Annotated in this window: 19 protein-coding genes; 8 read left to right on the forward strand and 11 right to left on the reverse strand. The window is 62.0% G+C overall.

Going from position 1 to position 19,580, the window contains the following annotated elements:
* Window positions 1-25: 25 nt before the first annotated feature.
* A complete protein-coding gene (locus tag ACU680_RS13560) occupies window positions 26-685 on the reverse strand; it encodes a LexA family protein (protein WP_448179696.1) in 660 nt (219 codons plus the stop codon).
* Window positions 686-816: 131 nt separating this feature from the next.
* On the opposite strand from ACU680_RS13560, the gene ACU680_RS13565 reads away from it, so the two are divergent.
* The 3 genes from ACU680_RS13565 (at window position 817) to ACU680_RS13575 (ending at window position 4,137) form a co-directional block, all read left to right on the forward strand.
* Window positions 817-1,155, forward strand: coding sequence for a DUF6124 family protein (locus tag ACU680_RS13565; protein ID WP_003223691.1), 339 nt, complete (start codon window positions 817-819; stop codon window positions 1,153-1,155).
* 481 nt (window positions 1,156-1,636) lie between these two features.
* Window positions 1,637-2,788, forward strand: coding sequence for a M14 family metallopeptidase (locus ACU680_RS13570; RefSeq protein ID WP_448179697.1), 1,152 nt, complete (start codon window positions 1,637-1,639; stop codon window positions 2,786-2,788).
* Between the two features lie 149 nt (window positions 2,789-2,937).
* Window positions 2,938-4,137 carry an MFS transporter gene (locus ACU680_RS13575; protein ID WP_448179698.1) on the forward strand — a complete coding sequence of 400 codons (1,200 nt, stop codon included), beginning with the start codon at window positions 2,938-2,940 and terminating at the stop codon, window positions 4,135-4,137.
* Here the strand turns inward: ACU680_RS13575 and ACU680_RS13580 are convergent.
* Together ACU680_RS13580 and ACU680_RS13585 are read right to left on the reverse strand one after the other, a co-directional pair.
* Complete coding sequence (locus ACU680_RS13580; RefSeq protein ID WP_400758821.1) at window positions 4,134-4,679, reverse strand: cytochrome b; 546 nt, start codon at window positions 4,677-4,679, stop codon at window positions 4,134-4,136. The two genes, ACU680_RS13575 and ACU680_RS13580, sit on opposite strands and share 4 nt — an antisense overlap.
* Window positions 4,676-5,770 carry a catalase family peroxidase gene (locus ACU680_RS13585; RefSeq protein ID WP_448179699.1) on the reverse strand — a complete coding sequence of 365 codons (1,095 nt, stop codon included), beginning with the start codon at window positions 5,768-5,770 and terminating at the stop codon, window positions 4,676-4,678. The genes ACU680_RS13580 and ACU680_RS13585 overlap by 4 nt, the downstream gene beginning before the upstream one ends.
* 158 nt (window positions 5,771-5,928) lie before the next feature.
* On the opposite strand from ACU680_RS13585, the gene ACU680_RS13590 reads away from it, so the two are divergent.
* Both ACU680_RS13590 and ACU680_RS13595 read left to right on the forward strand, forming a co-directional pair.
* The gene (locus ACU680_RS13590; protein WP_258679384.1) at window positions 5,929-6,435 is read left to right on the forward strand and encodes an RNA polymerase sigma factor; all 507 of its coding nucleotides are present in this window, start codon (window positions 5,929-5,931) and stop codon (window positions 6,433-6,435) included.
* Window positions 6,432-7,187: an anti-sigma factor family protein gene (locus ACU680_RS13595; protein WP_448179700.1), complete on the forward strand. Its 756-nt coding sequence runs from the start codon at window positions 6,432-6,434 to the stop codon at window positions 7,185-7,187. The genes ACU680_RS13590 and ACU680_RS13595 overlap by 4 nt, the downstream gene beginning before the upstream one ends.
* Before the next feature lie 103 nt (window positions 7,188-7,290).
* Here the strand turns inward: ACU680_RS13595 and ACU680_RS13600 are convergent, their stop codons facing one another.
* From ACU680_RS13600 to ACU680_RS13630, 7 genes are all read right to left on the reverse strand, one after another.
* Window positions 7,291-8,262, reverse strand: a complete 972-nt coding sequence (locus tag ACU680_RS13600) for a Csu type fimbrial protein (protein ID WP_448179701.1) — start codon at window positions 8,260-8,262, stop codon at window positions 7,291-7,293.
* Window positions 8,259-10,616: a fimbria/pilus outer membrane usher protein gene (locus tag ACU680_RS13605; protein WP_448179702.1), complete on the reverse strand. Its 2,358-nt coding sequence runs from the start codon at window positions 10,614-10,616 to the stop codon at window positions 8,259-8,261. Before ACU680_RS13605 ends, ACU680_RS13600 begins: the two co-directional genes overlap by 4 nt.
* A 258-nt stretch (window positions 10,617-10,874) precedes the next feature.
* The gene (locus tag ACU680_RS13610; protein WP_367084101.1) at window positions 10,875-11,663 is read right to left on the reverse strand and encodes a fimbrial biogenesis chaperone; all 789 of its coding nucleotides are present in this window, start codon (window positions 11,661-11,663) and stop codon (window positions 10,875-10,877) included.
* A 34-nt stretch (window positions 11,664-11,697) separates the two neighbouring features.
* Window positions 11,698-12,198, reverse strand: coding sequence for a Csu type fimbrial protein (locus ACU680_RS13615; protein WP_400758810.1), 501 nt, complete (start codon window positions 12,196-12,198; stop codon window positions 11,698-11,700).
* A gap of 4 nt (window positions 12,199-12,202) precedes the next feature.
* A complete protein-coding gene (locus tag ACU680_RS13620) occupies window positions 12,203-12,739 on the reverse strand; it encodes a Csu type fimbrial protein (protein ID WP_007961145.1) in 537 nt (178 codons plus the stop codon).
* Between the two features lie 20 nt (window positions 12,740-12,759).
* Entirely contained in the window at window positions 12,760-13,293 is a 534-nt protein-coding gene (locus ACU680_RS13625; protein ID WP_096795681.1) for a Csu type fimbrial protein, read from the reverse strand.
* Between the two features lie 104 nt (window positions 13,294-13,397).
* The gene (locus tag ACU680_RS13630) at window positions 13,398-13,919 is read right to left on the reverse strand and encodes a Csu type fimbrial protein (protein WP_448179703.1); all 522 of its coding nucleotides are present in this window, start codon (window positions 13,917-13,919) and stop codon (window positions 13,398-13,400) included.
* A gap of 287 nt (window positions 13,920-14,206) precedes the next feature.
* Here ACU680_RS13630 and zapE point away from each other — a divergent pair, with 287 nt between their 5' ends.
* Together zapE and ACU680_RS13640 are read left to right on the forward strand one after the other, a co-directional pair.
* On the forward strand, window positions 14,207-15,328 hold the full coding sequence (zapE, locus tag ACU680_RS13635) for a cell division protein ZapE (protein ID WP_448179704.1): 1,122 nt from the start codon (window positions 14,207-14,209) through the stop codon (window positions 15,326-15,328).
* A 224-nt stretch (window positions 15,329-15,552) separates the two neighbouring features.
* Complete coding sequence (locus ACU680_RS13640) at window positions 15,553-16,866, forward strand: leucine-rich repeat-containing protein kinase family protein (RefSeq protein WP_448179705.1); 1,314 nt, start codon at window positions 15,553-15,555, stop codon at window positions 16,864-16,866.
* Between the two features lie 124 nt (window positions 16,867-16,990).
* Here the strand turns inward: ACU680_RS13640 and ACU680_RS13645 are convergent, their stop codons facing one another.
* Complete coding sequence (locus tag ACU680_RS13645) at window positions 16,991-17,695, reverse strand: YebC/PmpR family DNA-binding transcriptional regulator (protein WP_027614601.1); 705 nt, start codon at window positions 17,693-17,695, stop codon at window positions 16,991-16,993.
* Window positions 17,696-17,914: 219 nt separating this feature from the next.
* On the opposite strand from ACU680_RS13645, the gene ACU680_RS13650 reads away from it, so the two are divergent.
* Window positions 17,915-19,300, forward strand: a complete 1,386-nt coding sequence (locus ACU680_RS13650) for a type VI secretion system Vgr family protein (RefSeq protein ID WP_448179706.1) — start codon at window positions 17,915-17,917, stop codon at window positions 19,298-19,300.
* The last annotated feature ends 280 nt before the right edge of the window (window positions 19,301-19,580 follow it).

Consider the following 19,580-nt stretch of genomic DNA (forward strand, 5'->3'; position numbering starts at 1 on the left):
CTACGCAAAGCGAGGATCGATCTGACTAGAAGCGCGCTGTAGCCTGAACCACCACGCCGATTATTCGACACTCATCGGTGAACAGGGCTTTGGGCCAGGTCGGATTGAGCGGTACCAGGTAACGCTGGCCGCCCTCTTCGTCGAGCTTGCGAAAGATCGCTTCATCGCAGCCCTGCCACTGGGCGATCACCAGTTTGCCCGGCAGCGCTTCCGCCTCCGGATCCACCAGAATCAGCATGCCCTCGGCGACGCTCTGGCCTGAAGGTGCGGTCATCGAATTCCCCGTCACTGTCAGCCAGAACGCTGCGCCACGGGCGTGATAGTCCGTCAGTTCGAAGCGCTGCTTGTCATGCGTCGGGGCGTAAGCGGCGGTTGCACTCTCGCGTGATTCGCACGGCGTGTGCCAGTCGCTGACCGGATAGCGGAAGTACGGGTTGTACTTCTGCGCCAGCGGCATCTCGTCATCGTCGGTCTCCTGCGGCTCGCGAATCACCAGCACCACTTCCAGGAAGTCCATGCCCAGCGCCTGCAATACGCGGTTCATTTCCGTAATACCCGGCTCGCGACGTTTGTTCAGCCAATGGCCGATCCCGCCCTGGGACATGCCGACGCGCTCTCCGAGCTCTGTTTGAGTGATTTTGAGTTCACTCATCTTGGCCTTGACCAACTCAATCCATTTATCCATGTGCGGCACCTTACTTGCCCCGCCTTCGGCCGGCAAAACACATATTGTAGTATTTAAATTCTGGTCACAACTACGCACCGTACTATGCTGGCAGCACGGACTTTCAATCGAACAAGGAGTGACCCTTCACCATGAATATCAGCAGCAAAGACTTGCCCGATCTGCAAATGGACACCACGTTCACCTCCCCTCAAGGCAACGCGGCAGCGCAGCGAGCACTGGACTATTACTTGAAACCAGCTGTTTCAGAACCTGAGGTGGATGAACGTTTTTTCGATGTGAAACGCCATCTCAGCGGCGAAGAAGCGCTCGTGCACGCGTCGGATCTGCTGCGTTGTGCAGCCGCCACTGCCTTCAAGGCAGCGGAAAACCTGCAGGGCGCGAGCCGCGACCTGGCATTTTCGGTGGTGCATATGGTGGATATGGCGCGAGCGATGGTCGACCATTCAATTGATGGCGAGCAGCTCTGACTGACACGGGAAGCGGACGGACAGGAAAGAATTTTCCAATCGCGCAGATAAAAACATTTGACTTGCAAATGATAATGATTATTATTGCAAGCAGCTGGTCGCGAGATCAGTCGATGGACCAGAGACCTCAGGTCGGTCTTCTGGACTATCTCCTCATCAGGCTAATCACGGTTTTTGACCCGGCTTTTTGCCGGGTCTTTTTTTTGCCCGTTTTTCGGGCTTATGGCTTCAGGCTAATGAAGTCTTTGGGTGCTGCAAATTCGATGGCGCGGATAATATCAAAAGAATATCGCTTGGCAAGCAAAGCCCGGCCCGATTGGGGCAAACTAATGACAATTAGCACTTGAGAATCAATCGCACAGTCTCTAAGCTGCTTGCGCGTCACGGAAGACGCCCCCCACCGCAACCCGCAATTTCCCTCGGTTTCACCGCAGTCTTGCGTGTAAAGTAGCTGCCATAAAAATCATATTCAGGAACCGATATGACCGTGGCCAAATCTTCGTTCGACATCAGCGCCAACTTCGACAGCGGTAACATCCAAGTCATCGACATCTCCAATCCGCTCAACCCGGTTCTGGCCATTCGCCCGGATACCCGGAGCGCTCACTTCCAGTGGTTCCACTTCAAGGCCAGCGGCCTGCATGTTCATCAGGAACACTGGTTTCGCCTGGTCAACGCCAGCCAATCCTCCTACAACAAAGCCTGGACCGGCTATCAGGCGGTCGCTTCCTACGATCACGTCAACTGGTTCCGCATTCCCACCAGTTTTGAAGGCGACAGCCTGCGCTTTTGCCTCGAAGCCGAGCAGACTCACGCCTGGTTCGCCTACTTCGAACCCTACAGCCGCGGTCGTCACGACTGGCTGATCGAGCAGGCGCTGAGCAAGGCCGGCACCGAACTGGTGTCCACCGGCAAGAGCGTCGAGGGTCGGGACATTCAACTGCTGCGCAAGGGCAGCGGCGCAGAAGGCCAGCGCAAAGTCTGGATCATCGCGCAACAGCACCCGGGCGAACACATGGCCGAATGGTTCATGGAGGGCGTGATCGAACGCCTGGAACGCCACGACGACCCGGTATTGAACAAACTGCTGGCCAGCGCGGATCTGTATCTGGTGCCGAACATGAACCCGGACGGCGCCTTCCACGGCCATCTGCGTACCAACGCCATGGGCCAGGACCTGAACCGCGCCTGGCAGAGCGCCAGTCAGGAGGTCAGCCCCGAGGTACTTTTCGTACAACAGCAGATGGAAAAGTACGGCGTCGATCTGTTCCTCGACGTACACGGTGACGAGGAAATCCCCCACGTGTTCACCGCCGGTTGTGAAGGCAACCCGGGTTACACACCGCGCATCGAGAAGCTTGAAGAGCATTTCCGCACGCACCTCAAGCACACCACCAAAGACTTCCAGACCCAGTACGGCTACACCCGCGACGAACCGGGCCAGGCCAACATGACCCTGGCCTGCAACGCGGTCGGGCAGAAATACAACTGCCTGTCGCTGACTCTGGAAATGCCGTTCAAGGATCACGACGACCATCCGAACAAAGAAACGGGCTGGTCGGGCAAGCGCTCGAAACAGTTGGGCAAGGACGTGCTGACCACCATCGCCGACATGGTCGACACTCTGCGCTGATCCCTCCCCCGCTCCACCCAAAGATCGCAGCTATGCCTGCGATCTTTTTTTTGCGCATTCAAACGCCATAACCAACAAGGTTGCAAATTAAAACCAGAATGCTTACCGTAATTCTGGTTTTAATTTGAAACCCAAAAAGGAATCAGGGCATGCAATCTCAACCCCTCAAAAGCAGCGTTGTGCTGCTGTTCGCCATTGCCTGCGGTCTGGCTGTAGGCAATGTGTATTACGCGCAGCCGCTGCTGGACGCCATGGCCGAGGCCTTCGCCATGTCGCCGGCAACCATCGGCATCGTCATCACCTTGACGCAGATCGGCTACGGCATCGGTCTGGTGTTGCTGGTGCCACTCGGCGACCTGCTCAACCGACGCCGGTTGATCGTCACCCAGACCCTGCTCTCGGCCGCCGCACTGCTGATGATCGCGCTGGCGCCAAGCAGCGCGTGGTTGCTGCTCGGCATGACCCTGACCGGCCTGCTCGCCGTGGTGACGCAAGTGCTGGTGGCGTATGCCGCGACACTGGCCATCCCGGCGCAACGCGGGCGCGTGGTCGGCGTGGTCACCAGCGGCATCGTCGTCGGTATTCTGCTCGCGCGCACCGTTGCCGGGGCCATGGCTGATCTGGCCGGTTGGCGGGCAATTTATCTGCTGTCGGCGGGGCTGACGCTGCTGATGGCGCTGCTGCTGTTACGTGTATTGCCCAAGAATGAAGCCGCGCAGCCGGCGAGCCGTTACGGCGCGCTGATCGCTTCGGTGTTCAGCCTGTTCAGGCAAGAGCCGGTGCTGCGACAACGGGCGATTCTCGCGCTGCTGACCTTCGCCAGCGCCATGGTTTTGTGGACGCCGATGGTGCTGCCGTTGGCCGCCCCACCGCTGTCGTTGTCCCATAGCGAAATCGGTCTGTTCGGCCTCGCCGGTGCCGCCGGTGCACTCGCCGCCGCGCGTGCCGGACATCTCGCCGACCGCGGCCTGGGCCAATGGGTCAGTGGTCTGTCGCTGTTGCTGATGCTCGCCTCGTGGCTGCCGATCGCCCTGACCCAGTCCTCGTTGTGGGCGCTGTTGCTGGGGGTGATCACCCTCGATCTGGGCTTGCAGGCCGTACACGTCACCAGCCAAAGCATGATCTACAGCGTGCGGCCCGAAGCGCAAAGCCGCCTCACCGCCGGCTACATGCTGTTCTATTCGATCGGCAGCGCATTGGGTTCGATTACCTCGACGGCGATGTACGCCTGGGCCGGCTGGACCGGCGTGTGTCTGCTTGGCGCCGCTATCAATGCAGTGGCGCTGGGCTATTGGTGGCTGACCCTGAAAAGTGGCGCACCGCAGCGGTGCGCCACGCAGGCGGGTTAATCGCGATCGCGACCGCGCAACATGCTGTCGAGCACCTCGTCGCGGCGTACCCAACCGTGGAACAGCGCCGCCGCCAGGTGCAACAGCACCGTCAGGAACAACAGATACGCCAGATAGCCATGCGCCTTGCGCAGCAGGGCAAACACTTGCGCATCGGCCGGCAGGATCGACGGCAACTGCAAGGTATTGCTGAGCATCACCGGCTCGCCCGAGGCACTGATCATCGCCCAACCGAGCAGCGGCAACACCAGCATCAAGGCGTACAACAACACATGCGAAGCCTTGGCCGCCATCACCTGCCAGCCCGGCAGATCGGCGGGCAGCGGCGGCTGTCGGGTGGAAAACCGCACCAACAGACGCACGATCACCAGCAGCAGAATCGCAATCCCCAGCGGTTTGTGCAGATGAATCAGCCATTCATGCCGCTGTGAAACCGAAGTGACCATGCCGGCGCCAATGAACAACATGGCGATGATCATCAGCGCCATCAGCCAGTGCAGCAGCCGCGCCAACAGCGCGAAATGAGTCGGTTGCGTGCTCATGGGCGAGCCTCCTGACGGGCGGCGGGCAATTGGCCGACTTCACTGGTACGCCGCAGATAGGAGTCGGCGTAACCGGCGGAACGCGCGGCGAGCAGCGGGTCGTCGGAACCTTCGATACCGGCCGGCAGTACCAGCGGATCGTAGTTGATGTCGCGGCATTCGCCGCTGAGCTGCGGCTGAGTCTTCTCCAGCACCAGCGTGCCGGCGTTGATCACCTTGCGACCCTCGGGCCAGGTTTTGCTCGCATCGTTCACTGGATCACCGGGGTTGGCCAGGGTGATATTCAGCTGCCAGCGCAACGGCCCCTCGGCCAGGCGCTGCACCAGATCCTTCTCGAGAAAATCCGCACCCTCCGGCGCCGCGGCTCCGGCGGCATCACGCGCCAGTGGCGTGACACTCCAGCGCACCGCCTGCTTCTGCCCGCTGGCGTTGACCAGATAGAACGCATTCACGCTGTTGTAGGTTTCGGTGGCATAGCTGGCCGACGGTTTGGCGGTTTTCACCCACGTCAGAAACGGCACGGCTTCCGGGTGCGCGGCGAAGAACGCCGGGACTTTCGACGGATCCGGTTTACCTGTGGCCGGATCCGGCGACTGTGCCTGCTGCAACTGGTAGAACGCCTCGGGAGTGCCGACCGGGAACACCGGCATGCTGTTCATCCCGGTTCGCCATTGCTGACCGTTGGCCTGGGTGAAACGCAGCGCCAGACTGCGGATCGGCACGCTGCTGTCCGGGGCGTAGGGATTGCCCGCCGGCAATGCGAAACGCCCGACCACCGGCGTCTGCGCCTCGTTGAACACCTGCGCGGAAGAGAACGCTCGCGCCTCGCCAGTGCTCTCGAAATGCCCGATCACGCACACGCCCTTGGCGTGGTTGCGCCGAAACCCGGGATGCACGCCGTTGTTTTTCTCCAGCACATCGACCAGCGCCTTGGGCGTCAGACGTTGTGGGTCAAGATTACCGTGCACGTAGGCAAACGCCCCAGCGACAGCGGCAACCACCACGGCAATCGCCGTCAGGCGCAACACTGTGCTCGCGGCACTCAAGGGCGGACGCGGCGGCCTGCCCGGCGGTGAAGTGCGATCAACCATGAATAACTCCAGGGCCATCGGCCACAAGTAGGGAAGAATCAGCAAGACGCACCCCAGCGGGATTTATTCCATGGCCCGGTATTTATTTTTCCGAACGTGGAATAACCTCGAACGGCAGACGTCTCCCTAGTCCACAGCGTAGTGACTAGCAGAAATTCATGAGCGAATTCGACGAACAGTTGAGAGAAATCATTCCCAGATTGCGCCGCTTTGCCGTGTCGTTGACCCGCAACAGCAGCAGCGCCGACGATCTGGTGCAGGCCAGCCTCGAGCGGGCCCTGTCCGGCTGGGGTGCGAAACGCGCCGAGGGGGACGTGCGCGCGTGGCTGTTCGCGATCCTCTATCGGCAGTTTCTCGACGCCCACCGACGCTCCCGTCGTTATGCGCGGATGCTCGAATTCTTCACCGGTCGCGACGACGCCGAACCCTCGACCGAGCGCACCGTGATCGCCCAATCGACCCTGCAAGCCTTCGATCGCCTGCCCACCGAGCAACGCGCACTGTTGCTGATGGTCTCGGTCGAAGGCCTGAGCTACAAGGAAGTCGCCGAGATTCTGGACGTCCCCACCGGCACCGTGATGTCGCGCCTGTCCCGCGCCCGCCAGGCCTTGCGCCAACTCAGCGACGGCGAAATCAGCAGCCCTTCTTTGCGGATACTCAAATGATCAGCATGCCCCCCAGCGAGCGCGACCTGCACGCGTACGTCGATCACCAACTCAACGAAGCCGACCGGCGTCTGATCGACACCTGGCTGACCGCTCACCCGGAAGCCGCCGCGCAGGTGCGCGCCTGGCAGCACGACGCCCAGTTGTTGCGCGCAGCACTGGGCGGCGCCTTGCAACAACCGGCCAATCCGGCGCTCGATCCGGCGCTGATTCGCCAGCGCCTCAAGCGTCAGTCGCGGCGGCACCTGGCCAGCGCCGCGGTGTTGCTGATTGCGGTCGGCATCGGCGGCTTCAGTGGCTGGCAGGCACGGGAGATGACCTTGGTGCGGTCTTCGATGCTGCCGATGACCGACGCCTTGCAGGCCTATCGTTTGATTGCCCAGCAAGGGATTTTGCCAGCGGACTACAAAGTCGACACTGACGGCGATATGCAGCGTTGGCTCGATCGCTATTTCACTCAGGCCAGTCGCTTGCCGGACCTGAAATCCGCCGGGTTCGAACCGGTCAGCGGCCGCCTGCTCAGCACCGACGAAGGCCCGGCGGCGATGGTCATGTACGAGGATCGCAGCGGCCACAAGGTCAGTTTCTATGTGCGGCCACCTGGGCCGAAGAACACCTTCCTGCCACGCGGCAGCCGCAGCGACGGCGATCTGCAGGCGGATTACTGGTCCGGTGGCGGGTACAACTATGCAATGGTCAGCCCGACGGACTCGCCGGCGGCAAAACAACTGAAGCAATCAATGCAATTCTGAAAGCCCCCCTGTAGGAGCTGCGGCACGCTGCGATCTTTTGACCTTGATGTTAAAAATCAAAAGATCGCAGCGTGCCGCAGCTCCTACAGGGGACTGTGTTGGGTCAGAAACCTATGTCGAGCACCACATTGTCCAAATAAGTGCCCGCCGGCGGCGTGGTCTGGTCGGTGTAGATCTTCGCGTTGTAATTGAAGATCTGGCTCCCCGTACCCAAACCGTTCCCCGGATTAACCTCGGCGTCAGTGCTGCTGCGACGGGCACTGCCAACGCTGCCCCAACGAGTGGTGCCGGCGCTCTTGAAGATGTCGTAGGCCAGATAATTACTCCCGGAAATCATCCGCCGCCGACCGCCAACACTGACCGGGTTCTGCCCGTCGCTCAAACCGACGGTGTAGGCGCTGCCCTTGGTACAGGCCAGATTGATCGTCTGCCCGGTCACCGGGGTAAAAGCGCTGATCACCGGTGCGCTACCAAAGGCAATGTTCGGCGCAGTAATCGTGCAGTCGTTGGACACGGTCAGGTTCACCGTCAACGTCGCGGTACCGCTATTGATGTCGCGCCCCAGACAGACACTGCCGATACCGATCCCGGAGCAGTAATTCCAGTTCCAGAAAATGCTCAGGGTTTCCGTATAGACACCGGCGGCAACGTTGCTGCCAATGGTCGTGCCCAGATACAGCGGCACGGTTTTCGGGGTGGTGCCGTTGAGCAGTCCCAAGGCATCGATGATGCCGTTGCGCGCGAAGTCATAGGCGGTGCCGCGAGTCACCGGGTAGCTGGTGCTGTTGTTGGCGTAGATTGTGTAGCCAATGACGTCGCCCGTCGGCCCGAGCAAGCCGCTCTGGGTCGAGGTGATGGTGGCGTAGAAATGATCGTTGCTGGTCAGCAATGACAGCAGCGAACCAGTACAACTCAACCCGGCGTTGAGCGTGGAACTGGGCTGCGTCGTGGTGCGCACGGCAATCGAGCTGATCGAGCCGAACGCCGCCGGCGTGGTGCTGACCACCGAACACAAGGCCTGCGCCATCCCCGGCAGCAGCAACGCCAGACACAGGCAGATCCGCGCCGCGCTCATTGGCACACCAACGGGCCGATCAGCGGCACCTGGCTTTGCTGCATGTCCACAGCGAATTGCGTCTTGCAGGTCTTGCCGTCGGCCAGCGTCACCAACAACGAGTTCTGCGCCTGCAGGTTTTCCAGATAGACCAGCCCGTCCCAGCCGACCACCGTCTTCGTACCACTCTGCTCGTGCAGCACGCCCGCGCCCAGTGGCAGTTCACGTTGCTGCGCATCCACCAGCACGATGCTCGCGGCGATCACCCGGGTCAGTGGAAATTCCAGCAAGTAGCCGCTGCCACGGCGTACGGCGATACGTTGTTCGACGTTGGGGCTGCGCACGTTGGCCGGCAGATTCAGCGGATCGATTTCGTATTTGCCGCGGTAGTACGCGCTGCTCCACGGCACCAGCAAGTGGCCGTTTTTATCGGTCTGCCCGACCTGCTGGTTTTCGTAGCGCACCGGAATATCGGCGAAACCCTCGGTGCTGACCACCACAAACGCGTCGTCGATGCGATTGGCGGCGAACACCTGGCGGTCCATCCACACCAGCGAGCCACTGGCATCGGCCCAACGGGTCTCGGCCTCGGACGTGCCGTAGACCCCGGCCTGCAACTGCACCGACTGCATACGCCAGGTCACGTCGGCCTGGCGATAGTCAGGACCATCACCCTTGGCGTAACCCAGATTGAAACCGACCCCGCCCTCGGTCGGCACCGAGCGGCTGTAATTGACCCGCTGCTGACTCTGCCCGGTTTTGCTGCGTTCACTGCTGATCGCCAGGCTGCCGCGCAGATCGAACGGGATCACCAGTTGCGCCTGCACTGCCCAGTTGCTGTCGCCGATCTCGCGGTTGGCCGACAGGTAGAAGCTGCTGTTGCGCCACAGCGGTTTGCTCCAGCTCAGGTTGAGCAGACGCGTGCGCGAATCGTCCGCCGCGCGCACGTCGAAATAACCGGCACCGAGGCTGCCCCAGCGCTCGAGGTTGACACTCAGGGTCGCCTGCTCGCTGCGCCGGCTGAGGCTGATGTAAGGGCTGTCGATCACGCTCAGGTCGGCGTATTGGTCGCGACGTTGCAGGCGCTGCCAGGAAAAGCTGTAGCGCTGGCTGCTGTACTGATAACCGAGGCTCAACTGCTCGCCGCCGTCGCCGTCGAATCGGCTCTGACTGATGGCGCTGTTGAGTACACCGAAATTGCCCAGACGCAAATTGCCGCCGATGCCGCCGAGGCTCAGCGAGTCAGCCGCTTCGGCGTGGCTTTCCAGGGTGAAGCTGTCGCTGACACCGTAGCGCAGGCTGCCGGAAGTCACGCCAGGGCCATAGCTGAAGTCCTTCAAGCCGTAATCGCGGCGCAACGTACCGGCCGCCACCGAGAAATCACTCAGGCCTTTTTGCAGCAGACTGCTGGTGACATAGAACGGCACCGTGGTCGACACCTGCCGCCCCAATGCATCAGTGGTCACTACCACGGCCTCCCCGGCGCCGTTGATGAAGGGAATATTGGTCAGGGTATACGGCCCCGGTTGCAGGTCGGTGCTACTCGACTTGTAGCCGTTGATGAACAGATCCACCGACGACGGCACCGCGGCCTCGCCGGCGAACTGCGGCAACGGATAGGTGACCAGATCCGGACGCACGGCAAAATCCCGTGAAAATTGCACGCCGCCCAGACGCACCGAGTTGCTCCAAGGCAAGGCGCCGCTGATCACGTCCCCGCCTTCGTAGGTGAGCATTCGCTCGTCATCGGAGTAACGCCAGGTGGTGTCGTAGCGCAGGTAACCGTTGTCGAGCGTGCTGACCGAATCCCCGGACAAGGTGCGCCGGTACTGCCCGGTATTGGACAACGTGCCCCAGCTGTCGAACAGCCGCAGCTCATTCCAGGCCGCCAGATAAGTGCCGGCATCGTCAGTGTCGTTGAGGTACAAGTCGTAGTTGAACAACGCGCCGAAACTGCTCAGCGCCGGGGTGCGTGGATAGTTCTCGCGGTTGCCGATGAACTGGTCCGGCAACCACTGCGGTGGTACATCCAGCAGCAGACGCTGGCCGACACTGTCGTATTCGCTGTGCAGTCCCGGCAAACCGTCGAGATCGACTTCGTCAGCGCTGCCCTCGGGCAATTTCATTCCGGTTTCGCGCAGTGCACTGGCCGGCAGAAACAGATGCCCGTTACGCTGCTGCACCGCCACCACCCGCCCGGTGTTCATCTGATTGACCACCAGTTCCAGAAACAACTGTGCATCACTCACAGCCTCCATGCCGCTGGGCGGCGGCGGCAGTTCGCCGGCCTCAGATGGTTGCACGAACATCAGGCACCACGCGCCGGTCATGAGCCACAACGGACGCTGAATACGACGAGCCCATCCCGGGCTCATACACGCTTTACGTCCGTCAATGGACTTGATCCTCCTGATGCCACTCTTGCCAAAGCCAGTTATCTTTCTCTGGAATTTTGACGACCTGACGCAATCATTGTGGCGAGGGAGCTTGCTCCCGCTCGGCGGCGCAGCCGTCGTTAGATCTGTTTAAGCGGGCTACCTGACACTGCGTGCTCGCCTGACTTGGGGCTGCTTCGCAACCCGGCGGGAGCAAGCTCCCTCGCCACAGTAATCCACTCAACACAGGGTCTTGGTTCAGCGTCCCGGCGCAATGTTCTGCACCTGCGCCCCGCCATTGACCCGCACCTGCAACGCCGACTCACTGGCCAACGGCCCCGGTGCCGGCCAGCGCATCACCGCCCCCGGCAACACGTAACCCAGCAAGCCTTCGGCCAATGGTTTGTTCTGTCCGCCCTGTTTGATCGCCACGTCGGTGAGCCGCGCATGCACCGCGCCCTGATTGCGCACCTCGACATACGGCCGGCCGTCCACCGTCACCGTGCGCCAGCTCAGTTGCGGCACACCGATACCTTTGGGATCACGCGGGCGGCTGCTGTCTTCCTTGCTCCACAGCCCCGCGCCGTAGGCAAACAAGGGCACCGAATAGCGCATCTGGAAGCGGATCGCGGCGGCGGTCTTGCCGCCCTCGGCAGCCGGCGGCTGGGCGGAAGGGATTTCGTCGATGATGATCCGGTAGGCCAGCTCCTGCCCCGGCGGCACATCCTTGGTCCGGGTCAGACGCACCAGTTGCTTTTGCCCTGGCTCGATCTTCGCTACCGGCGGGCTGCCGATCACGTCGCGCTGATTCTGGTATTGCTCTGCAAAACCGCTCTGGCTCCAGCCGAACACACGGATCTGCAGGTTGGCGGTTTCCGTGCCACGGTTTTCCAGCCACAGCGCACTGGCCTGTTGATCGGCCTCCAGCACCGGATCGATCGGCCAGATCAGCACCGAGCTGGCGGCCTGCGCATGGCCGGCCCCGAGCATGACCAGCGCCAGCAACGCGCCCTGCAACAACGAATGTCCAGACGTAACTGCCCCCATGAACCTGCTCCTTGTCGGCCATTCAAATGTCGCTTTACCACGACAGCTGCACCTGCAACACGTCGCTGTACGTCCCCCCGGGCTGATTGCCCGGCAATTGCACCTGGCCGTAAATCGGCAGGCTGATGTTGTTTGCATCGCTATAGGCCACCGCCACACTCTGGCCGATGCCCAGGCTCTGACTGTAAGCCGCATCGCGAAACAGCGCATACGCCACCCGCGCACTGCCGCTGTTGATCTGCATGTGGCGACCGCTGCTGTTGTACTGGCCGCCATCGACGCTCATGTTCAAGGTCACACCGGGGGTGCATTGCAGCTGCACGCCGCCGGTCAATGCCACTTGCACCGTTCCCGTCGCGAGGGCCGAGCGCGAGCCGAAATTCAGCCCGCCGTAATTCGACACCCCGCCAACTACCAGACACCCCGGCGTGACGGTCGCGCTGACCTGAAAGCTCTGGCTGGTCGCCGCCCCCAGCGGCAGCGGCACACTGCCCGCACAGAGCAGGAGCAGCGCGGCACAGCCCTGGCGGCGCATGGCATCAGAACGTCAGTTCGACAGCGACGGTGTCGGTGTAAGTCCCGGCCGGCAGCCCGGCCTTGCCCACCGCCTGACCGTAGATATTCACCGTCTGTGCCACGCCAGTGCTGGTCGCCAGGTTGATCGTGCCGTCGATCGGCAGCAGCTGTGAATGCCCGGCATCGGTGTAGAAATCGTACGGCACATAGTTGGCGACACCGTCGTACAGCGCACGAGCGCCGCCCGGCGACTGCCCGTCGTGAGCACCGGCGCGCACTTTGACCACCGGGGTCGTGCCGCTGGAACAGAGAATCGACAACGCCCCGCCGCCACCGCCGAGCACTTGCCCGCTGGCGGTGGTGAACAGACTGTTGGCGGTACCGAAGTTCAGCGCACCGAAGTTCAGGCCCGTGGAGCCGCCGGCGCCATTGACCTGACAGCTGCTGATCAGAGTCAGGCTGGCGGTGATCTGGCCGGTGACCGTGGTGGCGGCGTGGGCACTGGAAACCAGCGTCAGGCCGAGCAACGACAAACCTATCCTTGATGCAAACGTACGCATGGTGTCCGTCCTCTACGGGGTTACCAGTCGAGCGTCACCGTCAGCGTGTCGGTATAGACACCTGCCGGTACCGCGCGGGTATTCGCCACCACCGTGCCAAACACCGGAATCGGTATTTGCGCACCGCTGGTGACAGCGAAATTGTGTTGTTGACCAATGCTGTAGCGCTGGCTGCCGGAGGCATCCAGAAAGAGTTGGTAAGGCAGGGTCTGACGCCCGTTGCTCAGGCGGCGGGTGGTGCCGTCACCGTGGCTGCCGCCATCGATGGTGACGGTGAAACCGGTGACCGAAGGATTGCAGGCGACATTCAGCTTGCCGCTGCTGTCGCCGTCGAGGCTGGCCTTGATCGGCGCGTTCCAGGTCGGCCCCTGCTGACCGAAATCGAGGGTACCCAGATTGCTCACCGGGATCGCCGGGGTGGCGCTGTTGGTGACTTCGCACCCGGCGATCAGGATCAGCCGCGCATTGATCTGCCCACTGATCGCCGCCTGTGCGTCGTCAGCGAGCAACAGCAACGTACCCGTGGCGATGACCATCCAGTGCTTGCCTGTCATTGCGTCCGTCCTACTCCTTCAGGATGCCTGCGTACCTTGCGTTCAGCATTGAACGCCCCTTCCCTGCGCAACCCGCCTCCAGCGAATTGCCTGAAATCCTGCACTCACCAGGTCACGGTGACTTTCACCAGATCCGAATAGCGGCTGACCTGCGGCACCTGCGCCAGACGCTCGATTCGTGCATACAGCGGCAGCTCCACCGTGCCGGTGTCCGGCACCCGGCCGCTGACCGGCACGTCCACCACCAGCGGCACCCGGCGCGCCGCGTCCTGATACAGCCGATAGGGAATCGGCTGGCTTCCCGCAGCCCCCGCCATGTAGCGAACCTCACCAACGCCGCCATGCAGGCCACCGTCGACCCGCAGCTGATACGGCGTGTCGGGGTTGCACTCCAGGCGCGGCAGACGTTGGTTGGTCAGTGCCGCACCCAGTGATCCGGCCGGATCATCGAGACGCGCAGTACTGCCGAAATCCAGCACACCCAGTTGTTCGATACCCGCCTCACGCTGCTGGCCGATCAGTTGGCAGCCTCGCTGCACGTCAACGCGGACTTCGACCTGAAGATCCGCCGCATGCACCGAGGCCCCCAGCACCCCGAGCAGGCCCATCACCACACGTACAATCACTGTCCCATTCCTTGTGAGGGAACATCCTGGATGACGTTACTGTGTTTCAGATTAGCAACGGTCGACGAATTCGCCAGTCGATTGGATCCATGGATCTGCCGGGATATGTTTCGAAAGTTTGGCAACACGGCGAATTACATCGCTGAAAATAGCTGTACGCTCCGCACAAATCTGTTCAGTGATCGCCCACAGTCGACCAGCCGCGATAGAAGCCGGGCGCAGCCTCTGGTTACACTACGGCGCCGCGCCTCCGGGCGCCGGTCTGATGAACACGGAGTGACTGCACTGTGCCCTCTCGAGCGCCCAAACGATCGCCACTGACCTTACGCTGGTCGGCGCTGCGCCGCTGGTTCGCCAAGGGTCGGCCAGCGCATGCCGGGCATGACGCGAATGCCCAGTCGATCCGCGACTATTTCCGGCGCAAGGCCCAGGGCCAGGGTTACACCCTCAGCCACAGCCAGCAGCGGGTGATCGATTGCATGGCGCAGCAGGCCAGCCTGTTGTTCGGCGCCAGGCCGCAAACGCCGCCGAGCCTGTACCTGCATGGTGCGGTCGGACGTGGCAAGAGCTGGCTGCTCGACGGTTTTTTCCAGGCGCTGCCGACCGCGCAGAAACAGCGCGTGCATTTCCATGAATTCTTTGCCCGGTTGCATCAGGGCATGTTTAACCATCGCGAACAGGACGACGCTCTCGGCGTCACCCTCGACGAGCTGTTAGACGATTGCCGGGTACTGTGCTTCGACGAATTTCATGTGCATGACATCGGCGATGCGATGCTCATCACCCGCCTGTTCAAGGCCTTGTTCCAGCGCGGCATCCTGTTGCTGGTGACCTCCAACTATCCGCCGGAAGGCTTGCTGCCCAACCCGCTCTATCACGCGCGCTTCAAACCGGTGATCGAATTGATCAACGCCCGCATGCAAGTGATGGAGGTCGGCGGCCCGCACGATTACCGCAGCCAGGCGAGCAACCATGCGCATCAGTTATTCACCCAGGGCCACTATGTGTGGCCGGCCACCGCGACCCAGCGCCAGGCCTTGAACCTGCCCGCGCAGGACGCGCCGGCGATTGCCTTGCCGGTGGGCATCCGGCACTTGCAGGCACGGCTGTGCGAAGGCCGCACCGTCGGTTTCACCTTCAACGATGTGTGTGAGCAACCAACGGCGGTCATGGATTATCTGGAGCTGTGTCGACGTTTCGATCACTGGATCATCGATGATCTGCCGGAACTGGGCGAATGCCCGATCGCCGCGCAACAGCGCTTCATCAACCTGATCGACGTGCTCTACGACCAGGACAAACACCTGATCCTGCTCAGCCGCTTGCCACTGCGCGATGCGCTTGGCGGCAATGCCATCGACCTGGCCCGCACCCGCAGCCGTTTGGGGCAGCTGCAGGAAATCCACTGATCCCATTGATCACCACCGATTACCACTGTGGGAGCGAGCTTGCTCGCGAAAGCGGAGTGTCAGTGACGAATCACTGACTGACAGGACGCCTTCGCGAGCAAGCTCGCTCCCACAGGGTTTCCGGTGTTATCGAGGGTCGGGTCAATGCAAATCCAGCCATTGCCGTTATCATGTCGCCCATTCCGAGCGCCCGGCGCTTCTTTCCCTTGATAGTGAACATCCCCATGCACACCCTTGCTCAATTGCGCGCCGGCGAGTTGTCGGGCATTACCCGGCTGGATCTGTCCTGCGGACTGACCGAGTTTCCCCGGGAGATTTTCGAACTGGCCGATACGCTGGAGGTGCTCAACCTCAGCGGCAACGCCTTGAGCAGCCTGCCGGACGACCTGCATCGACTGACCCGGATGCGCATCCTGTTCTGCTCGGACAACCGCTTCACCGAGGTGCCGGAGTGCGTCGGAAAATGTGCGGCGCTGACGATGATCGGCTTCAAGGCCAACCGCATCAGCCACGTGCCGGGCGCTGCATTGCCGCCGCTGCTGCGCTGGTTGATCCTGACCGATAACTGCATCGAAACCCTGCCGACCGAACTGGGCGAGCGCCCGTACCTGCAAAAGTTGCTGCTGGCCGGCAATCGCCTGCAAGCGCTGCCAGCCTCCATGAGCCAGTGCCATCGCCTGGAGCTGATCCGCATCGCCGCCAACCAGATGCGTGAACTGCCGCAGTGGCTGCTGACCCTGCCAAGCCTGACCTGGCTGGCGTACGCCGGTAATCCGCTGGAAACCGAGGCCGATGCCGCCGCGCTGGAAGCCACGCCGCTGATCGACTGGTCGGCGCTGCGTCTGGAACAACGCCTGGGCGAAGGCGCGTCGGGGGTGATTTCCCGGGCGCAGTGGCAGCGCGCCGACGGCTCGCAGGTGCCGGTAGCGGTGAAACTGTATAAAGGTGAAATGACCAGCGACGGATCGCCGCTGCACGAGATGAACGCCTGCATCACCGCCGGCCTGCACCCGAACCTGATCCGCGTGGAGGGCCGTATTCACGGGCATCCTGATGGCCAACAGGGACTGGTAATGCAACTGATCGACCCAAGCTTTCGCAACCTCGCGGCATTGCCGAGCCTGGCGAGCTGCTCACGGGATGTCTACGCAGAAGATTGCCGTTTCAGTGCCGAAGTGGCATTGAACATCGCCCAAGGCATCGCTTCGGCAGCCGAACACCTTCATCAACAGGGCATCACCCACGGCGACCTCTACGGCCACAACATTCTGTTGAACGATCAGGGCGAATGCTTGCTCGGGGATTTCGGCGCGGCGTCGTTCCATGCCACCACCGACAACCTGGAAACCCGGGCACTGCAGCGCATCGAAGTGCGGGCGTTCGGGGTTCTGCTCGGGGAGTTGCTGGCGCGCATCGACTCGGGGTTGAGCGATGAACGACGCGAGGTGCTGGAGGCGCTGGAACAGCGTTGCTGTCAGCCGGATGTGCTGGCGCGGCCGGGGTTCAGCGAAGTGATTGAGGTGCTGGAAAAGCTGTAACTGACCCAAATCCTGTGGCGAGGGAGCTTGCTCCCGCTGGACGGCGAAGCCGTCCCAAAAACAACGACTGCTATGCAGCCGAGCGGGAGCAAGCTCCCTCGCCACAGGTTATCTTTGCAGCAAATCAGCCCGCCAGACCGACAAACATGTCCTGCACGTCGTCGTGGTTGTCGAGGCCTTCGAGGAACGCTTCGACTTCAGCCATCTGCTCGGCACTCAGGCCGCTGACCGGGTTCTTCGGCTGGTAGCCGAGTTTGGCCGACAGCACGGTAAAACCTTGCTCAGGCAGGGCTTTCTGCACGGCGTCGAGGTCGGTCGGATCGGTCAGGAACAGGGTCGCGCCCTCTTCACCCGGCTCGAAGTCCTGGGCACCGGCTTCGATCGCGGCCATTTCCGGATCGGCGTCCGGGGTGTCCGGCGAGGCTTCGATCATGCCGACGTGGTTGAAGTCCCAGGCCACCGAACCGGAAGCACCCAGCTGCCCCTTGCGGAACGCCACGCGGATTTCCGCAACGGTGCGGTTGATGTTGTCGGTGACGCACTCGACGATCAACGGAACCTGGTGCGGTGCGAAACCTTCGTACGTCACACGGTGGTATTGCACGGTTTCGCCCAGCAGGCCGGCGCCTTTCTTGATGGCGCGGTCCAGGGTTTCCTTGGGCATCGAGGCTTTCTTGGCCTGTTCGACCACCAGACGCAGGTGTGCGTTGGTGGCGGTATCGGCACCGTTGCGGGCAGCGATGGTGATTTCTTTCACCAGTTTGCCGAAGATCTTGCCCTTGGCGTTGGCTGCCGCTTCTTTGTGTTTAACCTTCCACTGTGCGCCCATTACTCACTCTCTTGATCTGTGGCGCCGAGACATCTATTGGCCGACGCGTGGCGCCAAGTTTATACGGCCTAAAGTCGGCAATCGACCAAAAAAATCATTGTTGGATCGACATCTTCACCACGACTTGTAGGGCGATTCTGAAAAGCCCACCAGCCATGACCATTCGTGCTCGCGTTTTCGTACCCTCTGCCGTCCGTATTGCCCACAGAGCCCGTACGAATGCTCAATGACAAGGATAGCCCGTTCACCCTGACCCTGACCGACGGCCCGCTGTGCCTGCCGGTATTGCGTTTCAGCGGCACCGAAGCACTCAATCAGCCGTTTCGCTTCGAGATAGAAGTGATCGGTCTGGCGCCAGCGTTGCCCCCCGGCAGCCTGCTGCGCCAACCCGCGTTCCTGCGCCTGGGTACCGATCACGGGATTCACGGCCTGATCCACAGTGTCAGTTGCGAGCATCGCGCCAGCCACCGCATCGGCTACCGGCTGATCCTCGTCCCGCTGCTGCTGAGTCTGGACCAGCCGCCCCGGCGCCGGGTCTTCGTGCAAACGAGCGTGCCGACGATCCTTGCGCAACTGCTCGAAGAACATCAACTGCCAACGGACAGTTACCGGATCGAGATGAGTGTCGGCCAATACCCGCCACGGGAATTTTGCCTGCAATACGAGGAGAGCGACCTGGCCTTCGTGCAACGGCTGTGTGAGGAGGAAGGTATTCACTATCACTTCGAACATCACCCGAACGGGCATGTGCTGGTGTTTGCCGATGACAACCTGAGCCTGCCGCAGGAGCCGCTGCCAGTGCCTTTTGCCGTTGCCGACGACACGCCGTCACCACGCATCAGCACGCTGTTACAGCGTCATGACGCGACACCGGTCATGGCCGCGCCCGGCATTCGCAACCGGGGCCAGGCGGTCATTACCGCAGACGCGGCCAACCACCCCGTGCCCGCGCTCACACCGCTGAACCTGTCGAGCGACCAGCGTCACTCCGAACAACGCAGCCGGCGCCATCTGCAGCGTCAGCGCTGCCAGTCGCGCACGATCCGCGGCTCCGGCGACTGCAGCGCGTTGCGCAGCGGGCATCTGTTGCAGATCAGCGAACACCCGATCAATGCTTTCAACGAGCAATGGCTGATCACCGAGCTGCACCATCAGGGCCAGCACCCCTCGATCCTCGATCCGACAACCGACGTGCATCGCTACCGAAACGACTTCAGCGCCCTGCCCTGGTCGAGCGATTTTCGCCCGCCCCTGGCGCAGCCGCGCCCGAACATCGGCGGCTATCACCTGGCACGAGTGCTGGGATCGCCCGGCCAGTCAGCAGCACTGGATGATCGCGGGCGCATCGGCGTCAGTCTCTGGCCTGCGCAGACAGCCGAGTCCGCGTGCCTGTGGCTGCCAATCGCGCTGACCGGCACCGGCCGGCTCGCCGCCCACCAGTTGCCCCGCGCCGGCAGTGAGGTGTGGGTGAGCTTTCTCGACAGCGACCCGGATCGACCGATCCTCTGCCTCGCCAACCCGCGTCCCGCACCACCGAATGAAACGCCACCACCGCGCGACAGCAGCCTGTTGCTCGATTGGCTGCTGCATGGGGCCGATCCGTAAGCGTCGCAGACATTGGCATTGAGTACACCTGGAAGAAACTGGGTGGTTGTGAGGTCGCTATCGCTGGCAAGCCAGCTCCCACAGTTGGATTGGGTGTGAGCTGTTGGAGATTGGTCGGCTGGGAGATTGCTATCGCTGGCAAGCCAGCTCCCACAGGGAGCTAAAGCCAAGCGCATGCTTTTCACCACTCAATGGCCGAGTGTCAGCTCGCCGAAAGCTCTTGATCTTGCCGTGCCGGCCCCTTCGGCAGGCTGAGTGGAGGGATTTATCCGGGGGTGGG

This window comes from Pseudomonas sp. LF020 (assembly GCF_053456425.1).

Excerpts from the sequence above, each read along its gene's own strand:
- ACU680_RS13560 (WP_448179696.1), bottom strand. The coding sequence starts at position 685 with ATGGATAAATGGATTGAGTTGGTCAAGGCCAAGATGAGTGAACTCAAA.
- ACU680_RS13565 (WP_003223691.1), top strand. The coding sequence starts at position 817 with ATGAATATCAGCAGCAAAGACTTGCCCGATCTGCAAATGGACACCACG.
- ACU680_RS13570 (WP_448179697.1), top strand. The coding sequence starts at position 1,637 with ATGACCGTGGCCAAATCTTCGTTCGACATCAGCGCCAACTTCGACAGC.
- ACU680_RS13575 (WP_448179698.1), top strand. The coding sequence starts at position 2,938 with ATGCAATCTCAACCCCTCAAAAGCAGCGTTGTGCTGCTGTTCGCCATT.
- ACU680_RS13580 (WP_400758821.1), bottom strand. The coding sequence starts at position 4,679 with ATGAGCACGCAACCGACTCATTTCGCGCTGTTGGCGCGGCTGCTGCAC.
- ACU680_RS13585 (WP_448179699.1), bottom strand. The coding sequence starts at position 5,770 with ATGGTTGATCGCACTTCACCGCCGGGCAGGCCGCCGCGTCCGCCCTTG.
- ACU680_RS13590 (WP_258679384.1), top strand. The coding sequence starts at position 5,929 with ATGAGCGAATTCGACGAACAGTTGAGAGAAATCATTCCCAGATTGCGC.
- ACU680_RS13595 (WP_448179700.1), top strand. The coding sequence starts at position 6,432 with ATGATCAGCATGCCCCCCAGCGAGCGCGACCTGCACGCGTACGTCGAT.
- ACU680_RS13600 (WP_448179701.1), bottom strand. The coding sequence starts at position 8,262 with ATGAGCGCGGCGCGGATCTGCCTGTGTCTGGCGTTGCTGCTGCCGGGG.
- ACU680_RS13605 (WP_448179702.1), bottom strand. The coding sequence starts at position 10,616 with ATGAGCCCGGGATGGGCTCGTCGTATTCAGCGTCCGTTGTGGCTCATG.
- ACU680_RS13610 (WP_367084101.1), bottom strand. The coding sequence starts at position 11,663 with ATGGGGGCAGTTACGTCTGGACATTCGTTGTTGCAGGGCGCGTTGCTG.
- ACU680_RS13615 (WP_400758810.1), bottom strand. The coding sequence starts at position 12,198 with ATGCGCCGCCAGGGCTGTGCCGCGCTGCTCCTGCTCTGTGCGGGCAGT.
- ACU680_RS13620 (WP_007961145.1), bottom strand. The coding sequence starts at position 12,739 with ATGCGTACGTTTGCATCAAGGATAGGTTTGTCGTTGCTCGGCCTGACG.
- ACU680_RS13625 (WP_096795681.1), bottom strand. The coding sequence starts at position 13,293 with ATGACAGGCAAGCACTGGATGGTCATCGCCACGGGTACGTTGCTGTTG.
- ACU680_RS13640 (WP_448179705.1), top strand. The coding sequence starts at position 15,553 with ATGCACACCCTTGCTCAATTGCGCGCCGGCGAGTTGTCGGGCATTACC.
- ACU680_RS13645 (WP_027614601.1), bottom strand. The coding sequence starts at position 17,695 with ATGGGCGCACAGTGGAAGGTTAAACACAAAGAAGCGGCAGCCAACGCC.
- ACU680_RS13650 (WP_448179706.1), top strand. The coding sequence starts at position 17,915 with ATGCTCAATGACAAGGATAGCCCGTTCACCCTGACCCTGACCGACGGC.